This window comes from Corynebacterium sp. USCH3 (assembly GCF_037619475.1).
GTDB lineage: Bacteria > Actinomycetota > Actinomycetes > Mycobacteriales > Mycobacteriaceae > Corynebacterium.
Map to the genome: position 1 here is coordinate 283,910 of NZ_JAQPZT010000002.1, position 16,061 is coordinate 299,970.

A 16,061-nucleotide genomic window follows, 5' to 3' on the forward strand; every position below is an offset into this window, starting at 1 on the left:
GAGAACCACCATGGACTGGTTGCTCGCAATCCCGCAGTTCCTCGTCAACGAGATCCTCGCCGTCCCGGCGTTCCTCATCGGTATCTTCACCGCCATCGGCCTGATCGCCATGAAGCGCAGCGCCGGCCAGGTCGCCGGCGGCGCCATCAAGGCCGTGCTCGGCTTCCTGCTGATCGGTGCCGGCGCCACGCTGGTCACCGCATCCCTCGACCCACTGGGTGTGATGATCGAGGGCGCCACCGGGATGCACGGGGTCGTCCCGACCAACGAAGCCATCGCCGGCATCGCGCAGGCGGAGTTCGGTTCACAGGTCGCCTGGCTGATGATCCTGGGCTACGTGGTCAGTCTGCTGTTCGCCCGGTTCACCCCGCTACGCTACGTCTTCCTCACCGGACACCACGTGCTGTTCATGGCCACCATGATCACCATCATCCTGGTCACCGCGGACTACGCGGACTGGATCGTCGTCGGCCTGGGCGCGGTCCTGCTCGGCGTGCTCATGGTCTCCCTCCCCGCCCTCGCCCACCCGTGGACCCGCAAGGTCACCGGTGACGACTCGGTCGCCATCGGCCACTTCGGTACCGCGGGCTACATCGCCGCCGGCGCCGTCGGTAAGGCGGTCAGCGGTAGGGGTCCCCGGGCGTCGAAGTCCGCGGAAGACCTCAAGGTGCCGGAGGGACTGCGTTTCCTGCGGGACTCCATGGTCGCCACCGCACTGTCCATGGTCCTGATGTACCTGGTGCTGGCGGTCCTGTACGTCGTGCGCGCGGGCCAGGACGAGGCGTTCACCGCCTTCGGCGAGGACTCCGTCGCCACGGACCTGGGCAACTACCTGATGCAGGCAGTCACCCAGGGTCTGCAGTTCGGTGTGGCCGTGGCCGTGATTCTCTTCGGCGTGCGCACGATTCTCGGCGAACTCGTCCCCGCCTTCCAGGGCATCGCCGCCAAGGTCGTCCCGGGCGCCATCCCGGCGCTGGACGCACCGATCGTCTTCCCGTACGCACAGAACGCCGTGCTCATCGGTTTCATCTCCAGCTTCTCCGGCGGACTCGTCGCGCTGGTCGTCCTGTCGACCTGGCTGAATCCTGCGTTCGGTGCCGCGTTGATCCTGCCCGGCCTGGTCCCGCACTTCTTCACCGGCGGTGCCGCCGGCGTGTACGGCAACGCCACGGGCGGTCGACGGGGCGCCGTCGTCGGCGCCTTCGTCAACGGCGTGATCATCACGATCCTGCCGGCATTCCTCATCAACGCGCTCGGCGACCTGTCCGGGGAGAACACCACCTTCGGCGACGCCGACTTCGGGTGGTTCGGCCTGCTCATCGGTAATGCCCCTGCCGGTGTATGGGGTCTGGTCGTCATCATCGCCGTGGCTGCCGCGGTCCTCGTGACCGCACTGCTCGTCCAGAAGAGGCTGGTGGACGGGCACTGGGACGCCGCCCCCGGACGATCCGGCGGTAGCTGGGTCGGCGACGGGGCTACCGGAAACGTCGCCCCGGCCGACGCCCCCGCCGCGGAGACGTCCACGGCCACCGTCGGGACGTCCTACGCGAAGATCGCCCCGCCGAAGGGCGCCCCGGTTCCGCCGCCCCCGCCTGAAGACTAGTGCGCTCGACGGTGCCGGGGCCCCGGCCCGGTCGGTTCTACCTATTTTCCTGGCGTGACACCATCTCGGCGATCCACGCCGGAGCGTACGGGGACGTGCAGTTCTTCGGTGTCGGGTAGTCCTTGAGCACACCGAGCCGCTCGCCGATGTCCACGGCGCGGTCCCGGAACTGCGGGACGTGGATGCCGATCTGTGCGAGGCATTCGTTCTGTGCCCACTGCAGGCGGTCCTCACTGTCCGCCATGGTGGCCTCGATGATGTCGAGAAGACCACTGATGTCCTCCATGTCCTCCGCGGACATCTCGTCCCCACGCTTGACCAGTCGTTGCGTCGTCAGCGCCCATCCGGCCGAAGCCGCCGCCGGGTCTGGGTCGTCGAACCATCGCGTACGCAGCTCGTCGACACAACCACCCTTCATCACCACGTAGTTCAGCAACCAGGTGTGGACTTTCGGGGTACCGGCCTCGCGCAGCATCCCGTCCAGTGTGTCGGCGTCGAGAGATTTCGGCCGCAGCAGGAGTGTCGCGGCGAGCCGGCACGCAGAGTCGCCGGTCCCCCACAGCGCCATGCCGAGCTCGTGCTTCACCGCAGGCTTCCGGCCGGCGCCGGCTTCCTTCGCCACCGCACGCAGCTTCGTCAGGTTCACGGCGTGATCGTCGCCGTGGCGACGGTTGACGGCGAGGACGTCCCCGTCCTCCAACCGCGCCAACGCGTCACGGACGTCACGGACGTCATCAGAGATCGCATCAGTCATCCCGCCATCCTAGCCACCGCTCACACCGGGGCGTACACCGCACGGGCCCGGTCGAGTTCCCCGCCGGCCGGCCGTGCCCCCGGATCCCCGGCACGGGTCTGCCAACTCCTCGTGTACGCCATCGGCGCCGACGGAGTCAGGACGTCACCGTGGTACCAGTCCACCTGGGTGCGTCCGGCGTCCACGTCCACCACCATCATCCCGTGCCTGCTCAGATCGACGTACTTGTACCAGGGATCGACCTGCGTCAGCAGCGCCTCCCCCATCCTCACGGCGTCGCTGACGGCCGGAGCCGCCACCGGTGACGGGACGATCGAGTCGAAGGCGCTGGCGGCGGTGACCGACGGGACGATGAACTCCGCCGCAGCGACGGAGGTGTCCCTGCCCAGCCGGTAGTCACCGGCGTGCGACGGAATGTCCGCGGCCCAGGACGAGTGGATGTCACCGGTGAGGAAGACGACGTTCATGCCCGGCTCCCTCTGCTCCCCCTGCTCCCCCTGCTCCCTCTGCTCGCGCTGCGCGACGATGAGATCGATGATGCGCTGACGTTCCGCCATGTACCCGTCCCACTGGTCGGTGTTCAGCGCCATGCCGTCCGCCGGAAGGCCGACCTTGTCGACCAGCCAGTCGTGCAGTCGTGGGTCCAGGGAATGCGGCAGGGTCATCGGCGCGAACATCACCGAGTTCCCGACCAGCTGCCACGTCGTCGGGGACGTCGTCAGCACGCCGGCGAACCAGTCGAACTGCCGGCTCCCCATCATCGTCCGGTCGGGCGCCGCAGCCGTCGACGGAGCCGCGGTCGGGGAACTCTGCAGGTCACGGTAGGTGCGCAGATCCGGCAGGATAATCTCGGCGAGGGTTCCGTAGCGCAGATGGCGATAGAGGTTCCTGTCGTCGGCGGTGCCGAACCCCTCTCCCGCACGGACCGGCATCCATTCGTAGTAGGCCCGGGTCGCCGCCTGCCTCACCGCCGCGTACTCCGCGGGTCCACCGTAGTCCGAGTCGCCGGTGGCGCCGTCCCGCCAGGCGTTGTCGAAGAACTCGTGGTCGTCCCAGATGCAGATCATCGGTTTGGCAGCATGCAGGTCGGCGAGGTCGGGGTCCCGGTGGTAGTGCCCCTGACGGACCCGGTACCCCGTCACGGTGGAGGTCCGTTGCGCCGGTTCCACCGTCCTCACGATGGCGCCGTACGCCGCGCCGTACTCCCCGGAGTCGTACTCGTAGGTGTAGTCGCCGAGGTGCAGGACGAACTCCACGTCGTCGCGGTCGGCCAGCTCCCGGTAGGCCAGGAAGTACCCGGCCTCGTAGTTCGAGCAGGAGCACACACCGAAGCGGACGTTCCCCGGCGCCGTCGATTCCGCCGGGGTGGTACGCGTCCGACCGGTCCGGGACACCGCCCCCGCCGCCGGTCCGTCCAGCACCGTGAACCGGTAGTGGTAGGTCGTCGCCGGGGCAAGACCGGTGACGTTGACTTTGACGGTGTGATCCCGGTCCGCCCCGGTCGTGACCTCTCCACCTGCGACGGGGGAGCCGAACCCCGGGTCGGTGGCGACGTCCCAGCGAACGCGGGTCGGGTCCCCGATCCCCGACCCCGGCACCGCCTGGGGCGTGGGGGTGACTCTGGTCCAGATGACCACGCTGTCCGGCCACGGGTCCCCCGAGGCGACCGAGTGCAGGAATGCTCCGGACGTCTCCCCCGGCGTGCCCGTCGCCGTACCGCCCGACGCGACACCGGTACCGAGGGCGCCGACAGCACCGACGGTACCGACGGTGACGGCTCCGGCCAGGAATCGTCGCCGCGTCACGCCCGGCACGCCAGGTGTGGGCGGTGTCGGGTTCTTCGGGGTTCTCGGGGTTCTCTGCCATGTCGGCACAGCGTGGTTCTCCGTCTCTTCCTACGGGCGGCCGGACGGACTCCGGTCACCGTGACGGAGGCTCACGGTAGCGCCCCGACCGCGTCCCCGCTGGTCAGGAGGCCGGTTCTTCGCACACTGTTGGCGCGAAGTTCATCCACGATTCAGTTATGTCGTCACATCAATTTCCCAAAATATGAGATCGATAAGCTCATATTTTGGGAAACTGCACACAGGAGCGTTAGATTCGGACACCATGACGATTCAGGAACCCCACCCCGCACCAGAGGACCGTTCGGCAGCACTCGCCGTCACCGCGTTCCCGCTGTTCATTCTCGCCGGCACCGTCGTGGCGTTCTTCGCACCCGACCCGTTCATCCCCCTGACGGACCACATCAACCTCTTCCTCATGGTCATCATGTTCACCATGGGGCTGACATTGACCGTCCCGGACTTCAAGATCATCGCGAAACGCCCCACCCCGGTGATCATCGGCGTCGTCGCGCAGTTCGTGATCATGCCCCTGCTGGCGATCGGCGTCGCCGCACTACTCGGCCTGAACCCGGCACTCGCCGTCGGCCTGCTGATGCTGGGGTCGGTCCCCGGCGGCACGGCGTCGAACGTCATCGCCTACCTCGCCAAGGGCGACGTGGCGGTCTCTGTCGCCATGACCAGCATCTCCACCCTGGTCTCCCCCGTCATGACCCCGGCGCTGATGCTCCTGCTCGCCGACACCCGCACGGAGGTCGACGGCGCCGGAATGGCGTGGACCCTGGTACAGACCGTGCTGCTGCCGGTGGTCGGCGGCCTGCTGATCCGCACCGTCCTCAACCGGTGGGTCGACAAGGTCGCCCCGGTCCTGCCGTGGCTGTCGATCATCGGTATCGGTGGCGTGGTCTTCCCCGCCGTGGCGAACAACGCTGAACGCCTCGCACAGGTCGGGCTGATCGTCTTCGCCGCCGTCCTGCTCCACAACATCGGGGGCTACGCGCTGGGATACCTCACCGGACGACTCTTCCGGCTGCCGGAACCGGTGAACCGCACGATGGCAGTCGAGATCGGCACCCAGTCGGCCGGACTCGCCTCCGGCATGGCGGGCCGGTTCTTCTCCCCCGAAGCTGCACTGCCGGGCGCGGTCGCCGCCGTCATGCACAACATCACCGGCGCCGTCTACGCCGCACTCGTCCGACGCCGCCCACTCCCCGCGGCGACGGTGGCCCCCACCCCGTCAGCCGCCGAGGGCGAAGCGGCGACTCAGCCGACGATCTCGTAGCTGTCCGTGGTCACCCGCGCGGTCACCCCGTCAGCAGTGATCAGTGCGGCGTCCGGCTGCGTGAGATCCACCACGAAACGGTCACCCACGCTGGTCACGGTGCCGTCCTCGAGCCCCCCGGCGTGGTTGATTCCCGCGGCATTGCCGAGCAGGGCGTACAGTTCCGGGTCGCCGCCGGCACGGTAGGCGACACCGTTGGCGTCCCCACCGCGGGTGGCGTCCCAACCGGCGTGGAAGTTCTCCGCCTGGCATCCCCAGTCGAAACCGTCGGCCTCCTGGCTTTCACGGAACATGCAGATCATCGAATCCTGCCCGTTCAGCGGGACGGTGTAGTCGGCCAGCTCGACGCGGTTCTGCTGCGGAGCCGTGGCCTTCTGCTCCACGGGACCCGGGGCAGGTGCCGGGTCGGGCGCCGGCGCCCCGTCAGGCGCGGGCTCCGAACCCGGCGTCGGCTGCGGCGCCGACCCCTCCCCTGCGTCAGCGTCACCGGTCATGTCGCCGGACAGGGCGGCGTCGGCCGGATCCGCCGTCACGGCCGAACTCCCCTGCGCTTCGTCGACACCCGCCCCGTCGTTGTCACAGGCGGTGAGGAAGACACCGGCCGCGGTCATCGCGGCGAGCCCTGCCACGGACACGAGCCTGCCTCGTCGATTTCCGGTCACATCACGCACAGGACTCATCTCCAGTATCTGTAGTTCACAGCTATTGTCACCTCTACCGTGCCACACCGCTCCGGTGCCGCGCTACCGTACCGTGTCCCGGCAGCACGCTACGATGGTGCAGATGGCGATGTCAGTCTTCCGGGACCGCCGCGGCCCCGTCCTCACAGCGATCATGCTGTCCTCGGCGCTCATGGCCGTGGACGCCACCGTGCTGGCGACGGCAGTCCCCAGCATCGTGGCGGATCTCGGCGAGTTCTCCCGCTACCCGTGGCTGTTCTCCGGATACCTGCTCGCCCAGGCGGTCACCGTGCCGGTGTTCTCGAAACTTGCCGACACCTACGGACGGAAGCCGGTGATCCTCACCGGTATCGCGGTCTTCGTCCTCGGATCGGCACTCTCCGTCGTCGCCCCCTCGATGACCGCACTGATTCTGTGCCGGATCGTGCAGGGCATCGGCGCCGGTGCCGTACAACCGATGGGCCAGACCATCGCGGGCGACATCTACACGGTGCGTGAGCGGGCGAAGGTCCAGGGGTACCTGGCCAGCGTCTGGGCGGTGTCCTCCATGTTCGGGCCGCTGATCGGCGGACTGTTCTCCCAGTACGTCTCCTGGCGGTGGATCTTCGCCATCAACATTCCGTTGGGCCTCCTCGCGGCGGCGATGGTGTGGCGGAACTTCCACGAGGACATTGAACGCACCCGCCACCGTATCGACGTGGAAGGAGCCCTGGTCCTCACCCTCGGGCTCACGTTGCTGCTGCTCGGCCTGCTGGAAGGCGGCGAAGCATGGGCGTGGTCGTCGACAGCCTCCCTGGTGTGCTTCCTGGGCGGTGCCGCAGCCCTGGCGGCGTTCGTCCTGATCGAACGGCGCGCCGCCGAACCGGTCGTCAACCTGCACCTGCTCTCGCGGCGACTCATCGTCCACGCCGTGCTCATTTCCGCCGCGATCGGCGGGATCGTGCTGGGGCTGACGAGTTTCGTCCCCACCTACCTCGAACGCGCCGCCGGGGCGACACCGGTCACCGCCGGTATCGCCGTCGCCGCGCTGACGATCGCCTGGCCGTTGGCCAGTGCGAATGCCGGTCGGATCTACGTCCCCCACGGTTTCCGCGCATCAATCACCCTGGGATCCTCGATCGTGATGGTCGGCGCACTCCTGCTACTCATCGTGGTCGGACAGACGAACATCTGGCTCATCGTCGCCGTCGCGCTCGTGCTGGGCTCCGGCCTCGGGTTCACGGCGGCTCCGAACGTGGTGGCCGCCCAGTCGTCGGTCGGCTGGTCGGAGCGCGCCGAGGTCACCGGGTTGACGATGTTCGCCCGCTCCGCGGGAAGCGCTGTCGCCGTCGCCGTGTACGGGACGATCTCGAACACCATCATCGCCGACGGCGCCGGAGACACTGATCCGGCGACGGTGGTGGATGCGACGACCGGAGTCTTCTACGGGGTCGCCGGCGCGGCGCTACTGCTGCTCGCCGCGGCGTGGACGTTGCCGAAGACACGACGCACCGACGACAGGGACGCGTAGTCGCACCGCCCACGCGCGGGGAACCTCGGCCCCTGCGGAGGTCCGGGCGTGGTGATGTACCCGACGGTGAGCACGTCACCGTCGGTTGCACCTGGAAACCCCGCGCCGGGGGTCGAGGGTCAGCGGGGGTGGCGTGTCGGCGACAGCGGCCCCGCGGCAACCGTGGTCACCATCACCCCGCCCGGACCGGTCCAGGTCACCGTCACCGCATCATCGTCGCTTTTCGCCGCCCAGACCTTCGCCGTCTTCAGCGTGTGGTGGGTGCGGCACAGACTGATCCCGTTGGCCACGCCGGTCACCCCGTCGCTGCCCGGATCGGTGTGCGGGGAGCTGACCAGATGATCGTGGTCACACTCGTCGGCGGCGACGCAGCAACCCGGGAACCGGCAGTGCCCGTCCCTGCCCTGGATCCGGGCCTTCTGCGCCGTGGTGAACCGGTAGGCCCGCGTGTCGGGGATCTGCGCTGCGTCGGGAAGGTGCCGTACCCGGCGGGCCAGGTGTGCCAGAGCGGCACCGGTCGTCGCCGAGACCCACCCGGTGCCGAGCACGAAGCTCGGCGCGTGTGGGTGAGAACGGTAGGTGTTCACCGTGACGGTGAGCTGGTCAGCGCGCCCGCCGAGCAGGCCCAGGGCGACCTGGCCCCGGCAGGCCGACATCGCCGGCGCCCCAGAGACGTCGGATGCAACGCCGGGTGTGTTGTCGCGTGTGTTGTCGCTGCGGATCTGCAGGGCGGCGGTGGTGATCGCCGACCACAGGGCTCCGGCGGTGATCTCGCTGCCACAGTCCAGGGTCAGTCGGGTACCCCGCCGGGTCAGGGACACCGCCTCGGTCTCGGCGGTTTCGGTGTCGGCCACGGCCAGGGGTGCGACGGTACACAGGACTTCGTCGGTGACGTCGGCCAGGGCGGTCCACACGGTGATGCCCGTGGTATTGGTCCAGGCGGCCACGCCGAGGGCGACGGCGGCATCCACCGTCGCCGCCGGAGCAACGCCGTCGGCACCGGCGCTGGTGGCGCTGGCCAGGGCACGGGCATGCCGGTTGATCCGTGACCAGATCGCGTCGAGGTGGTCGACGGAGTAGCGTCCGTCGGCGCGGAACGCGGCGAACAGGTCAGGCATGCGTAGGGCCAGGTCGGCGGCGTGGGTGTAGCGGTGGGCCTCTGCCACGGTGCGGCGGCGTACCGCCAATGCGGTGGCGTGGCGGGTGTGGGCGGGGATGGTGGTGAGAAAGGCGACGAGGTCGAGTTCGGCGGTGTTGACGGCGGTGGCGTAACGGTCGGCGAGGGTGGTGTAGGACTCGCCGGTGGTGGGTTCGGTGGTGTAGGTGGTGGTCATGCTGTCCCCTCCTTCGGATACGAACACGGTATCGCAGCCGTCGGACATGAAAACGGGGAACCTACAGAGAGATCGAACATATGTTCCACTCTCTCCATGGGTGGCACCAGCCACGCCGCGGCCGTGGTCCCGGAAGGGACGAACCCCAGGAACTTTCTCAGGAGCTGCCCTAGAATCGGGGACATGAAGCTTCTGCGTCTCATCCTCAACATCATCTGGCTGGTCACCGGCGGCATCTGGCTGTTCATCGGCTACATCTTCTTCGGGCTCCTCGCCTGTATCTTCATCATCACCATCCCCGCGGGCGTCGCATCGTTCCGCATGGCCAGCTACGCCCTGTGGCCCTTCGGTCGTACCGTCGTGCGGAAGGACGGTGCCGGCGTCGGCTCCGGCCTGATGAACCTCGTGTGGTTCCTCGTCGCAGGCCTGTGGCTGGCACTCGGCCACATCGCCACTGCCGCGTTGCAGGCCGTCACCATCATCGGACTCCCCCTCGCCTGGGCGAACCTCAAGATGATCCCGGTGACCTGCTTCCCCTTCGGCAAGGCCATCGTCCAGGACTCTTCCACGACGGTCATCCCGGCCCCCTGACCTGTGCACCGCCCCCACCGTACCGACCTGCAGGCCGACGTCCTCGTCGTCGGTGCCGGACTCACCGGCAGCGCCGTCGCCTGGAAACTCGCGGACCGCGGACGGTCCGTCATCGTCGTCGACCGTGACGTCCCGGCGTCGGCCCACGGCAGTTCACATGGCTCCGCCCGCATCTTCCGCTACCCCTACCCGGACCCGCTCTACACCCGGCTCGTCGTCGACGCGGCCGCGCAGTGGGACGACCTCGAACGTCGCACAGGCCGTCCCCTGGTCACCCGGTGTGGAGGAATCGACTACGGCGACGTCCGCGACCCCGTCCACCTTGCCGGGGTCCTCCGGGACGCCGGGGTCGACCACGAGCTCATGAGTCCGACTACCGCGCAGGACCGGTGGCCGTTCCTGTCTTTCCGGGGACCCCACGAGAGCACCCCGGTGCTCTGGCATCCCGGCGCCGGGGTGATCGACGCTGAAGCAACCGTGCGCGCCCAGCAGGCCGAGGCGGTCCGCGGCGGCGCTCTCTTCCTCGACCACTGGACGGTCTCGTCGGTGCGACGCCTCGGCGGCACCCGTACCGGATATTCCGTCATCTCCGCCTCGGGATCAACCATCGAGGCCGGCCAGGTCGTCATCGCAGCCGGCGGCTGGGTCAATGACGTGCTGGCCACCACCGAGCTCCCCGACAGCTTCCTCCGCCGTCTACCGACGGCTCAGGTCAGCGAGGAGTACGCCTACCACTTCCCCTACCGCGACAGCGCGGCCGACTGGCCGACGACAATCAACCTCACCCGCGAACTGCAGGTCTACAGCCTGCCCGGCGGACGCGACGCCGGCGGCCGCGGCCAGAAAGTCGCCGTCTACAACGCGGGGCGGAAAATGAACTCAGCCGCCCACCAGGACGGTGTGGTCGACGCGACGAACCGCACGCTCGTCGTCGACTACGTCCGACGGAACATGCCGGGCCTGGTCCCCGAACCGTATGCGGAGACCACCTGCCTGTTCACCACCCTCCCGAACGACGACTTCCTCATCGACGGGACCGACGGCGTCACCGTGGTCTCCCCCTGCTCCGGCCACGGCGCCAAGTTCGCGCCGTTGATCGGCGACCTCGTCGCCGGACTGGTGACCGGACGCTCCACCGTCCCGGAACAGTTCAGGGCCCCGGCAAACCCCGGCCACCGCCGGGAAACTCACCACCCGGTGCCGGACGACCGGGTGTAGAGATGCTCGGGTCGCCCTGAGCTTCCGTACCGCAACCGCACGGTGACCAGCCCCCGTCCGGCCAGCGCCGACAGCCGACGCTGCGCCGTCGCCCGGGAGACCCCGGCGACGTCGGCGACCTCCGCGGCCGAATGCTCCCCGGACCCCAGTGCCTCCAGCACCAGTTCCTCGGTGGTCCCTCCCGCCGCCGTCACCGGCTGCGAGGCCGCATGCAGTACCGACAACGCCCGGTCGATGTCGTCCTGCTTCAACGGGTGAGGCGTAGCGGTGATCTTCCGGAACCGTCCGAACCGCTCCAACCGGTCGACCAACGCCTGCCTGGTGAACGGCTTCACCAGGTAGGCGTGGACACCCCCGGCCAGCGCACGACGGACCGTGGCCGACTCCACCGCCGCAGAGAGGACGAACGCGTCCACCCCGCTGCCCCGGACCAGCTCGATACCGTCGCCGTCGGGAAGGTAGACGTCGGCGAGAATGAGGTCCGGCGGCTGCGCCGCGATCAGCGCACGCGCCTCGGCGCAGGTCCCCACCGTCGCCTGGACCTCGAAACCGGGCACGCCGGACACGATGTCGGCGTGGATGGAGGCGACGCGGAAATCGTCGTCGAGGACGAGGACGCGTATGTCGCGCCTGGGGTGTCCGGTGCGTGCCGGTGTCGGTGTCACTGCTGTTCCTCTCGGTCGTCTGCGGCAAAGACGCCCGGAAGCCGGACGCCGAACACTGCGCCGTGCCCCGGCGCGCCCCCGCCACGGTCAATGAGCCAGAGCGCGCCACCACGCCGCGCCACCAGCTCACGGGACAAGGTGAGCCCGATCCCGTGACCGTGGACGGCATCGTCCCCGGGGTCCGCGCCGTGCGCCCGGCCGCTGTCCAACCCCGCCCCGGAATCCGCCACCACCAGGGTGAGGGAGGCACCGTCCTGCATGGCGGTGACCTCGGCCCACCGGTCGGCGCCGTCCTCCGGGACGTCGACGGACAGGGCGGCCGTCACAGCGTTGTCGACGAGGTTGCCCAGTACCGTGGCGACGTCCTCGACGGCCCCGGGCGCGTCGATGACGTCGAGCACCAGGGTCTCCTCGCCCACGCGCAGAGCGACGCCACGTTCACCGGCCTCCATCGCCTTGCCACCCAGGAACGACTGGAGGAACGGCTCGCCGAGCAGCTCGGCGCCCCGCAGCGGGAAGTCCACCGGCCCGCGGTCCGCCATGTCCCGGAGAAACGCACGGGCGTCGTCGACACGTCCGGCGTCGATGAGGCCCGACGCCGCGTGAATCCGGTTGGCGAACTCGTGCCGTTGCACCCGGAGTGTGGACCCCATGGCCTGGACAGTCCCGAGCCTGCGACTGAGGGCGGCGAGGTCCGTCCGGTCCCGGACCACGATGACGGTGCCCAGATGCCGACCTGCCCGGGTCACCGGGCGGGCGTCCACGTAGAGGACCCGCCCACCGACGACGACGTTGTCGAAGGACACCCCCGCCCCGTACGGGGACTCCCGTCGTTCGAGCTCCCGGAGCGCCACGACGACCCGGGACGGCAGACCGAGTTCACCCAGGGAAGGCCGGGCCCCGTCTCCGCCGACGCTGCCGACACTGGCGACACTGCCGAGGTCGAGCAGGCGCGACGCCACCTCGTTGAACACCTCGACACCACCGTCCGGATTCACCGAGAGCACGCCCTCCTCCACACCGTCCAGGACCGCCGACTGGTGGCGGACGAGCTGGACGAGGTCCTCCGGCTGCAGGCCGAGCGTCAGCCGCTCCCACCGTCGTCGCATCAGCACACTGGCGACGACACCGATCACCAGGGCGGTCGCCCCGGCGGCACCGACACCGACGAGGACCAGAGGCAGGTCGTCGAAGACGCTCGCCCGCCGGAACCCCACGCTGACCTCCCCCACCGGAGCACTGTCGGCGACATTCCGCGCCGAATCGTCGGGTGCGTACACCGGGACCTTCGCCCGCGCGGAGGGCCCGAGCGTACCGGTCTCCCAGGCCATGACCTCGTCACCGCGGAGGGCGGCCTCGTGGTCCGTACTGACCCGGTGACCGATCCGCGCCGGGTCCGGGTGCGCCAGGCGGATTCCGTCCGCGTCGGTGATGACCACGAAGAGGGCACCCGTCCGGGTCTCCACCCCGGCGGCGAGGTCGACCAGGCCCCGGTCCGGGTCACCGGTCGCCACCCCCGAACGCACCTGGGGGTCCTCCGCCACCGACCGGGCGATGGAGACCGCGGAACTCATCGCCTCCTGCTTGAGCCTGCCGACCGACAGCCAGGCGAATATGCCGGAGCACACCGCCACGACGGCCACGACCGTCAGCAGCTGCAGAAGGAGAACTTTCGTCGAAAAACGCACGTCGGGAAGTCTACGGCATGACCTGCCCGTGCCCGTGAGCACAATGCGCACAAGTCAGTGATTGCACAGAAGTTGATCTAACGCACACAACCGTCGCCATGTGGCCCGAGTCACTTTAGGCTCACCGTGTCCGGTCAGACACACCTGAAGGAGTTCGATGACCACCGCAGAAACTCTGCTGCTGGCGGCAGACTACGACCTGAGCCACACACCGTCCGACGGGATCCTCGTCGCCCTCGGGTTCCTCATGATCCTCACGTTCATGGCGCTGATCATGACCAGCCGCATGACCCCCATGCTGGCCCTGATCCTCGTGCCGACCGTCTTCGGCCTGATCGGCGGTGCCGGCCTCGGCATCGGCGACATGGTCATGGACGCCGTCAAGGACATGGCCCCCACCGCCGCACTGCTCATGTTCGCGATCATGTACTTCGGCATCATGATCAACGTCGGGCTGTTCGATCCGCTGATCACCTGGATCACCAGGATCCTCGGCAACGACCCCGCCAAGATCGTCTTCGGCACCGCCGTCCTCGCCGGCGTCGTCTCCCTCGACGGCGACGGGTCGACGACCTACATCATCACCACCTCGGCGATGCTCCCGCTCTACCTCCGTCTCGGCATGAGCCCGGTCATCCTGACCTGTGTCGCCGGTCTGGTCAACGGCACGATGAACATCGTGCCCTGGGGCGGCCCCACCGTCCGTGCAGCGGCGGCGCTCGGCGTCGAACCCTCCGAGGTCTTCGTCCCGATGCTACCGTCCCTGGCCGCCGGCCTCGTCATCTGCTTCGTCTTCGCGTGGTTGATGGGGCAGGCCGAGCGCAGGCGCCTCGGACGCATCGACACCTCCCACCTGACCGGCATGACGGATCGTTCCGGCACAGAGACCGGCGGTGCACCGGCACACACCTCGATGGCCGACACCATGCTCGACCCGAACCGTGCCACGCTGCGGCCGACACTGCTGTGGTTCAACCTCGTCCTCACCATCGTGGTGATGGTGCTGCTGGTGGCCGACCTGTTCCCCCTGGCCTACGTGTTCATGGTGGGTGCGGCGATCGCGCTGACGGTGAACTTCCCCCGGTTGAAGGACCAGGCCAACGAGATCGTGTCGCACTCCAGCTCCATCGTCGCCGTCGTCGGCATGGTCCTCGCCGCCGGTGTCCTGGTCGGTGTGCTCGACGGCACCGGCATGGTCACCGCGATGGCGGAGTGGATCACCTCGATCATCCCGGACTCCCTCGGCGGCTACCTGGCGCCGATCACCGGCCTGCTCTCGATGCCGATGACCTTCTTCATGTCGAACGACGCCTTCTACTTCGGCATCCTCCCCGTCCTCTCCGAGAGCGCCGCCCACTTCGGCATCGAGCCGGTGCAGATGGCCCAGGCGTCGATCACCGGTCAGCCGGTCCACATGCAGTCCCCCCTGGTGCCCGCGATCCTGCTGCTGGTCTCGCTGGCCAATGTCGAGCTGGGGGCCCACCACCGCAAGGTGCTGTGGCGGGCCGTCGTCGTCTCCCTGGTCATGCTGGCCGTCGGCGTCCTCGTCGGGCCGATCCCCTTCCACGTCGGGTAGGAGCCCCCGGTCACCTGACCTGGTCGAACCGGACCTCTGACATCGTCGCGGTGACGTTCACCGTCAGGGTGTGTTCGGTGTCCCCCCGACCTTGAACCAGCGTGTCGTCGAAGCTGTCGCAGTCGACGTCACTCATCGTCAGCGACTCGCAGTTCAACCGGACCCGGTAGGACGGCCCGTCGGTGGTCTCCGGGAAGATCATCCCCACCGACCCCATGGTGGTCGACAGGTCGATCTCGCTGTCCTGGTTGACGGCCACCCCGGTGAAGTCCAGGGTCGGTGAACTCATCGTGTAGGTGTAGTCGCGGTAGTCGTCCAGCGTCCGAACGCTCTCCGTCCCACCGGTGAAGGTGCCGGAGGTGGAGCTGCCGTCCACCGAGGTGATACCGCCCCAGCTGGGGAAGAACACCGCACCCAGCGCGATGACACCGGCGACGAGGGCGAGGACGACCGCGAGCACCGCGGCGACGACCAGGGCCCTGAGCCCGCGACGCTTCTTCCTCGGTTCCCCGGCCGTGTGGCCGGCGTCGGCGGGGGCGGGCTCACCGGGGTCCGGCAGGTCCCAGGCGAACGGTGCCGTCCCCAACGGATCCCACGACGGCGGCTGGGTGCGCGGAGGCTCGAACCCCGGCGCGGCGGCGACGTCGTCCAGGTCCACCTGCATCGCCGACGCTGTCGGCCCCGACGGCCCCGACGTCGCCGCCTGTGCCGGGACGTCGTCCCGGTCCAGCAGACCGGCCGGCGCCACGGGCTGGCGTTCGTAGAGCAGCCACCAGGCCACACCGGTCAGCGCAGCGGACACCACCAGGCCGGTCAGGGTGATCCCGCCGGAGAAGATGCCGCCGAAGACCAGGAACACCGCACCGACGATCAGGGTCCCGATCGCCAGGGAGCGGTCCTCGCTGTAGCGGGGGTCGCGCTCACCGCGGACCAGCACGTCCAGCGGAGTCTTCGGAACGGTGTAGCGGCGCATCACCAACAGGGCGATGCCGTAGACCCACACGCCGACACCTCCGAGGAAGGCTGTCAGGACGAACACCAGCCGCACCAGCAGCGGGGAGACCTGGTAGCGCACGGCGATGCCCTCACAGACCCCGAAGAACCAGGACCTGGTCGACTGACTGCGCGGGAAGCGGACGGGGCGGGTGTCCCACATCCGACGGACGGTGGACTCGAAGGTGCCCCGGGGGTTGCCCGTGCCCGGGGTCGTTGACTGTGTGCCGTAACTCATGGTCCTCATTCTTCGTGGGACTCCAGCCAACCACATCGGGGAAGCCCCGGATATCCACCCTGATCCTGTCGTTCCGTCCGGATCT

Annotated in this window: 13 protein-coding genes; 6 read left to right on the forward strand and 7 right to left on the reverse strand. The window is 68.8% G+C overall.

Annotated elements, in window-relative coordinates; all coding sequences use genetic code 11:
* Positions 1–10: 10 nt before the first annotated feature.
* On the forward strand, positions 11–1,603 hold the full coding sequence (locus PQI66_RS04640) for a PTS ascorbate transporter subunit IIC (protein ID WP_339996389.1): 1,593 nt from the start codon (positions 11–13) through the stop codon (positions 1,601–1,603).
* A gap of 37 nt (positions 1,604–1,640) precedes the next feature.
* Here the strand turns inward: PQI66_RS04640 and PQI66_RS04645 are convergent, their stop codons facing one another.
* Both PQI66_RS04645 and PQI66_RS04650 read right to left on the reverse strand, forming a co-directional pair.
* On the reverse strand, positions 1,641–2,357 hold the full coding sequence (locus PQI66_RS04645) for a DNA alkylation repair protein (protein ID WP_339996391.1): 717 nt from the start codon (positions 2,355–2,357) through the stop codon (positions 1,641–1,643).
* Positions 2,358–2,377: 20 nt separating this feature from the next.
* A complete protein-coding gene (locus PQI66_RS04650; RefSeq protein ID WP_339996392.1) occupies positions 2,378–4,162 on the reverse strand; it encodes an alkaline phosphatase D family protein in 1,785 nt (594 codons plus the stop codon).
* A gap of 304 nt (positions 4,163–4,466) precedes the next feature.
* On the opposite strand from PQI66_RS04650, the gene PQI66_RS04655 reads away from it, so the two are divergent.
* Positions 4,467–5,483 carry a bile acid:sodium symporter family protein gene (locus tag PQI66_RS04655; protein WP_339996393.1) on the forward strand — a complete coding sequence of 339 codons (1,017 nt, stop codon included), beginning with the start codon at positions 4,467–4,469 and terminating at the stop codon, positions 5,481–5,483.
* On the opposite strand, the gene PQI66_RS04660 is transcribed toward PQI66_RS04655, so the two are convergent.
* Entirely contained in the window at positions 5,465–6,112 is a 648-nt protein-coding gene (locus PQI66_RS04660; RefSeq protein WP_339996394.1) for a hypothetical protein, read from the reverse strand. The two genes, PQI66_RS04655 and PQI66_RS04660, sit on opposite strands and share 19 nt — an antisense overlap.
* Positions 6,113–6,266: 154 nt before the next feature.
* Between PQI66_RS04660 and PQI66_RS04665 the strand changes: the two genes are divergently transcribed.
* Entirely contained in the window at positions 6,267–7,673 is a 1,407-nt protein-coding gene (locus PQI66_RS04665) for an MFS transporter (protein ID WP_339996396.1), read from the forward strand.
* Between the two features lie 119 nt (positions 7,674–7,792).
* Here the strand turns inward: PQI66_RS04665 and PQI66_RS04670 are convergent, their stop codons facing one another.
* Positions 7,793–9,007 (reverse strand): HNH endonuclease signature motif containing protein, encoded by a 1,215-nt coding sequence (locus tag PQI66_RS04670; protein ID WP_339996397.1) that lies wholly within the window; start codon positions 9,005–9,007, stop codon positions 7,793–7,795.
* A gap of 183 nt (positions 9,008–9,190) precedes the next feature.
* Between PQI66_RS04670 and PQI66_RS04675 the strand changes: the two genes are divergently transcribed.
* Positions 9,191–9,598 carry a YccF domain-containing protein gene (locus tag PQI66_RS04675; protein ID WP_339996398.1) on the forward strand — a complete coding sequence of 136 codons (408 nt, stop codon included), beginning with the start codon at positions 9,191–9,193 and terminating at the stop codon, positions 9,596–9,598.
* A gap of 3 nt (positions 9,599–9,601) precedes the next feature.
* Positions 9,602–10,816, forward strand: a complete 1,215-nt coding sequence (locus PQI66_RS04680; protein ID WP_339996399.1) for an FAD-dependent oxidoreductase — start codon at positions 9,602–9,604, stop codon at positions 10,814–10,816.
* Here the strand turns inward: PQI66_RS04680 and PQI66_RS04685 are convergent.
* Entirely contained in the window at positions 10,786–11,481 is a 696-nt protein-coding gene (locus PQI66_RS04685) for a response regulator (RefSeq protein WP_339996400.1), read from the reverse strand. The genes PQI66_RS04680 and PQI66_RS04685 overlap by 31 nt on opposite strands.
* A complete protein-coding gene (locus tag PQI66_RS04690; RefSeq protein WP_339996401.1) occupies positions 11,478–13,169 on the reverse strand; it encodes a sensor histidine kinase in 1,692 nt (563 codons plus the stop codon). Before PQI66_RS04690 ends, PQI66_RS04685 begins: the two co-directional genes overlap by 4 nt.
* A gap of 157 nt (positions 13,170–13,326) precedes the next feature.
* Here PQI66_RS04690 and PQI66_RS04695 point away from each other — a divergent pair, with 157 nt between their 5' ends.
* Complete coding sequence (locus PQI66_RS04695) at positions 13,327–14,745, forward strand: CitMHS family transporter (protein ID WP_339996403.1); 1,419 nt, start codon at positions 13,327–13,329, stop codon at positions 14,743–14,745.
* A gap of 10 nt (positions 14,746–14,755) precedes the next feature.
* Here the strand turns inward: PQI66_RS04695 and PQI66_RS04700 are convergent, their stop codons facing one another.
* A complete protein-coding gene (locus tag PQI66_RS04700; protein WP_339996405.1) occupies positions 14,756–15,976 on the reverse strand; it encodes a PspC domain-containing protein in 1,221 nt (406 codons plus the stop codon).
* Positions 15,977–16,061: the final 85 nt, after the last annotated feature.

Excerpts from the sequence above, each read along its gene's own strand:
- PQI66_RS04640 (WP_339996389.1), top strand. The coding sequence starts at position 11 with ATGGACTGGTTGCTCGCAATCCCGCAGTTCCTCGTCAACGAGATCCTC.
- PQI66_RS04645 (WP_339996391.1), bottom strand. The coding sequence starts at position 2,357 with ATGACTGATGCGATCTCTGATGACGTCCGTGACGTCCGTGACGCGTTG.
- PQI66_RS04655 (WP_339996393.1), top strand. The coding sequence starts at position 4,467 with ATGACGATTCAGGAACCCCACCCCGCACCAGAGGACCGTTCGGCAGCA.
- PQI66_RS04665 (WP_339996396.1), top strand. The coding sequence starts at position 6,267 with ATGGCGATGTCAGTCTTCCGGGACCGCCGCGGCCCCGTCCTCACAGCG.
- PQI66_RS04670 (WP_339996397.1), bottom strand. The coding sequence starts at position 9,007 with ATGACCACCACCTACACCACCGAACCCACCACCGGCGAGTCCTACACC.
- PQI66_RS04675 (WP_339996398.1), top strand. The coding sequence starts at position 9,191 with ATGAAGCTTCTGCGTCTCATCCTCAACATCATCTGGCTGGTCACCGGC.
- PQI66_RS04695 (WP_339996403.1), top strand. The coding sequence starts at position 13,327 with ATGACCACCGCAGAAACTCTGCTGCTGGCGGCAGACTACGACCTGAGC.
- PQI66_RS04700 (WP_339996405.1), bottom strand. The coding sequence starts at position 15,976 with ATGAGTTACGGCACACAGTCAACGACCCCGGGCACGGGCAACCCCCGG.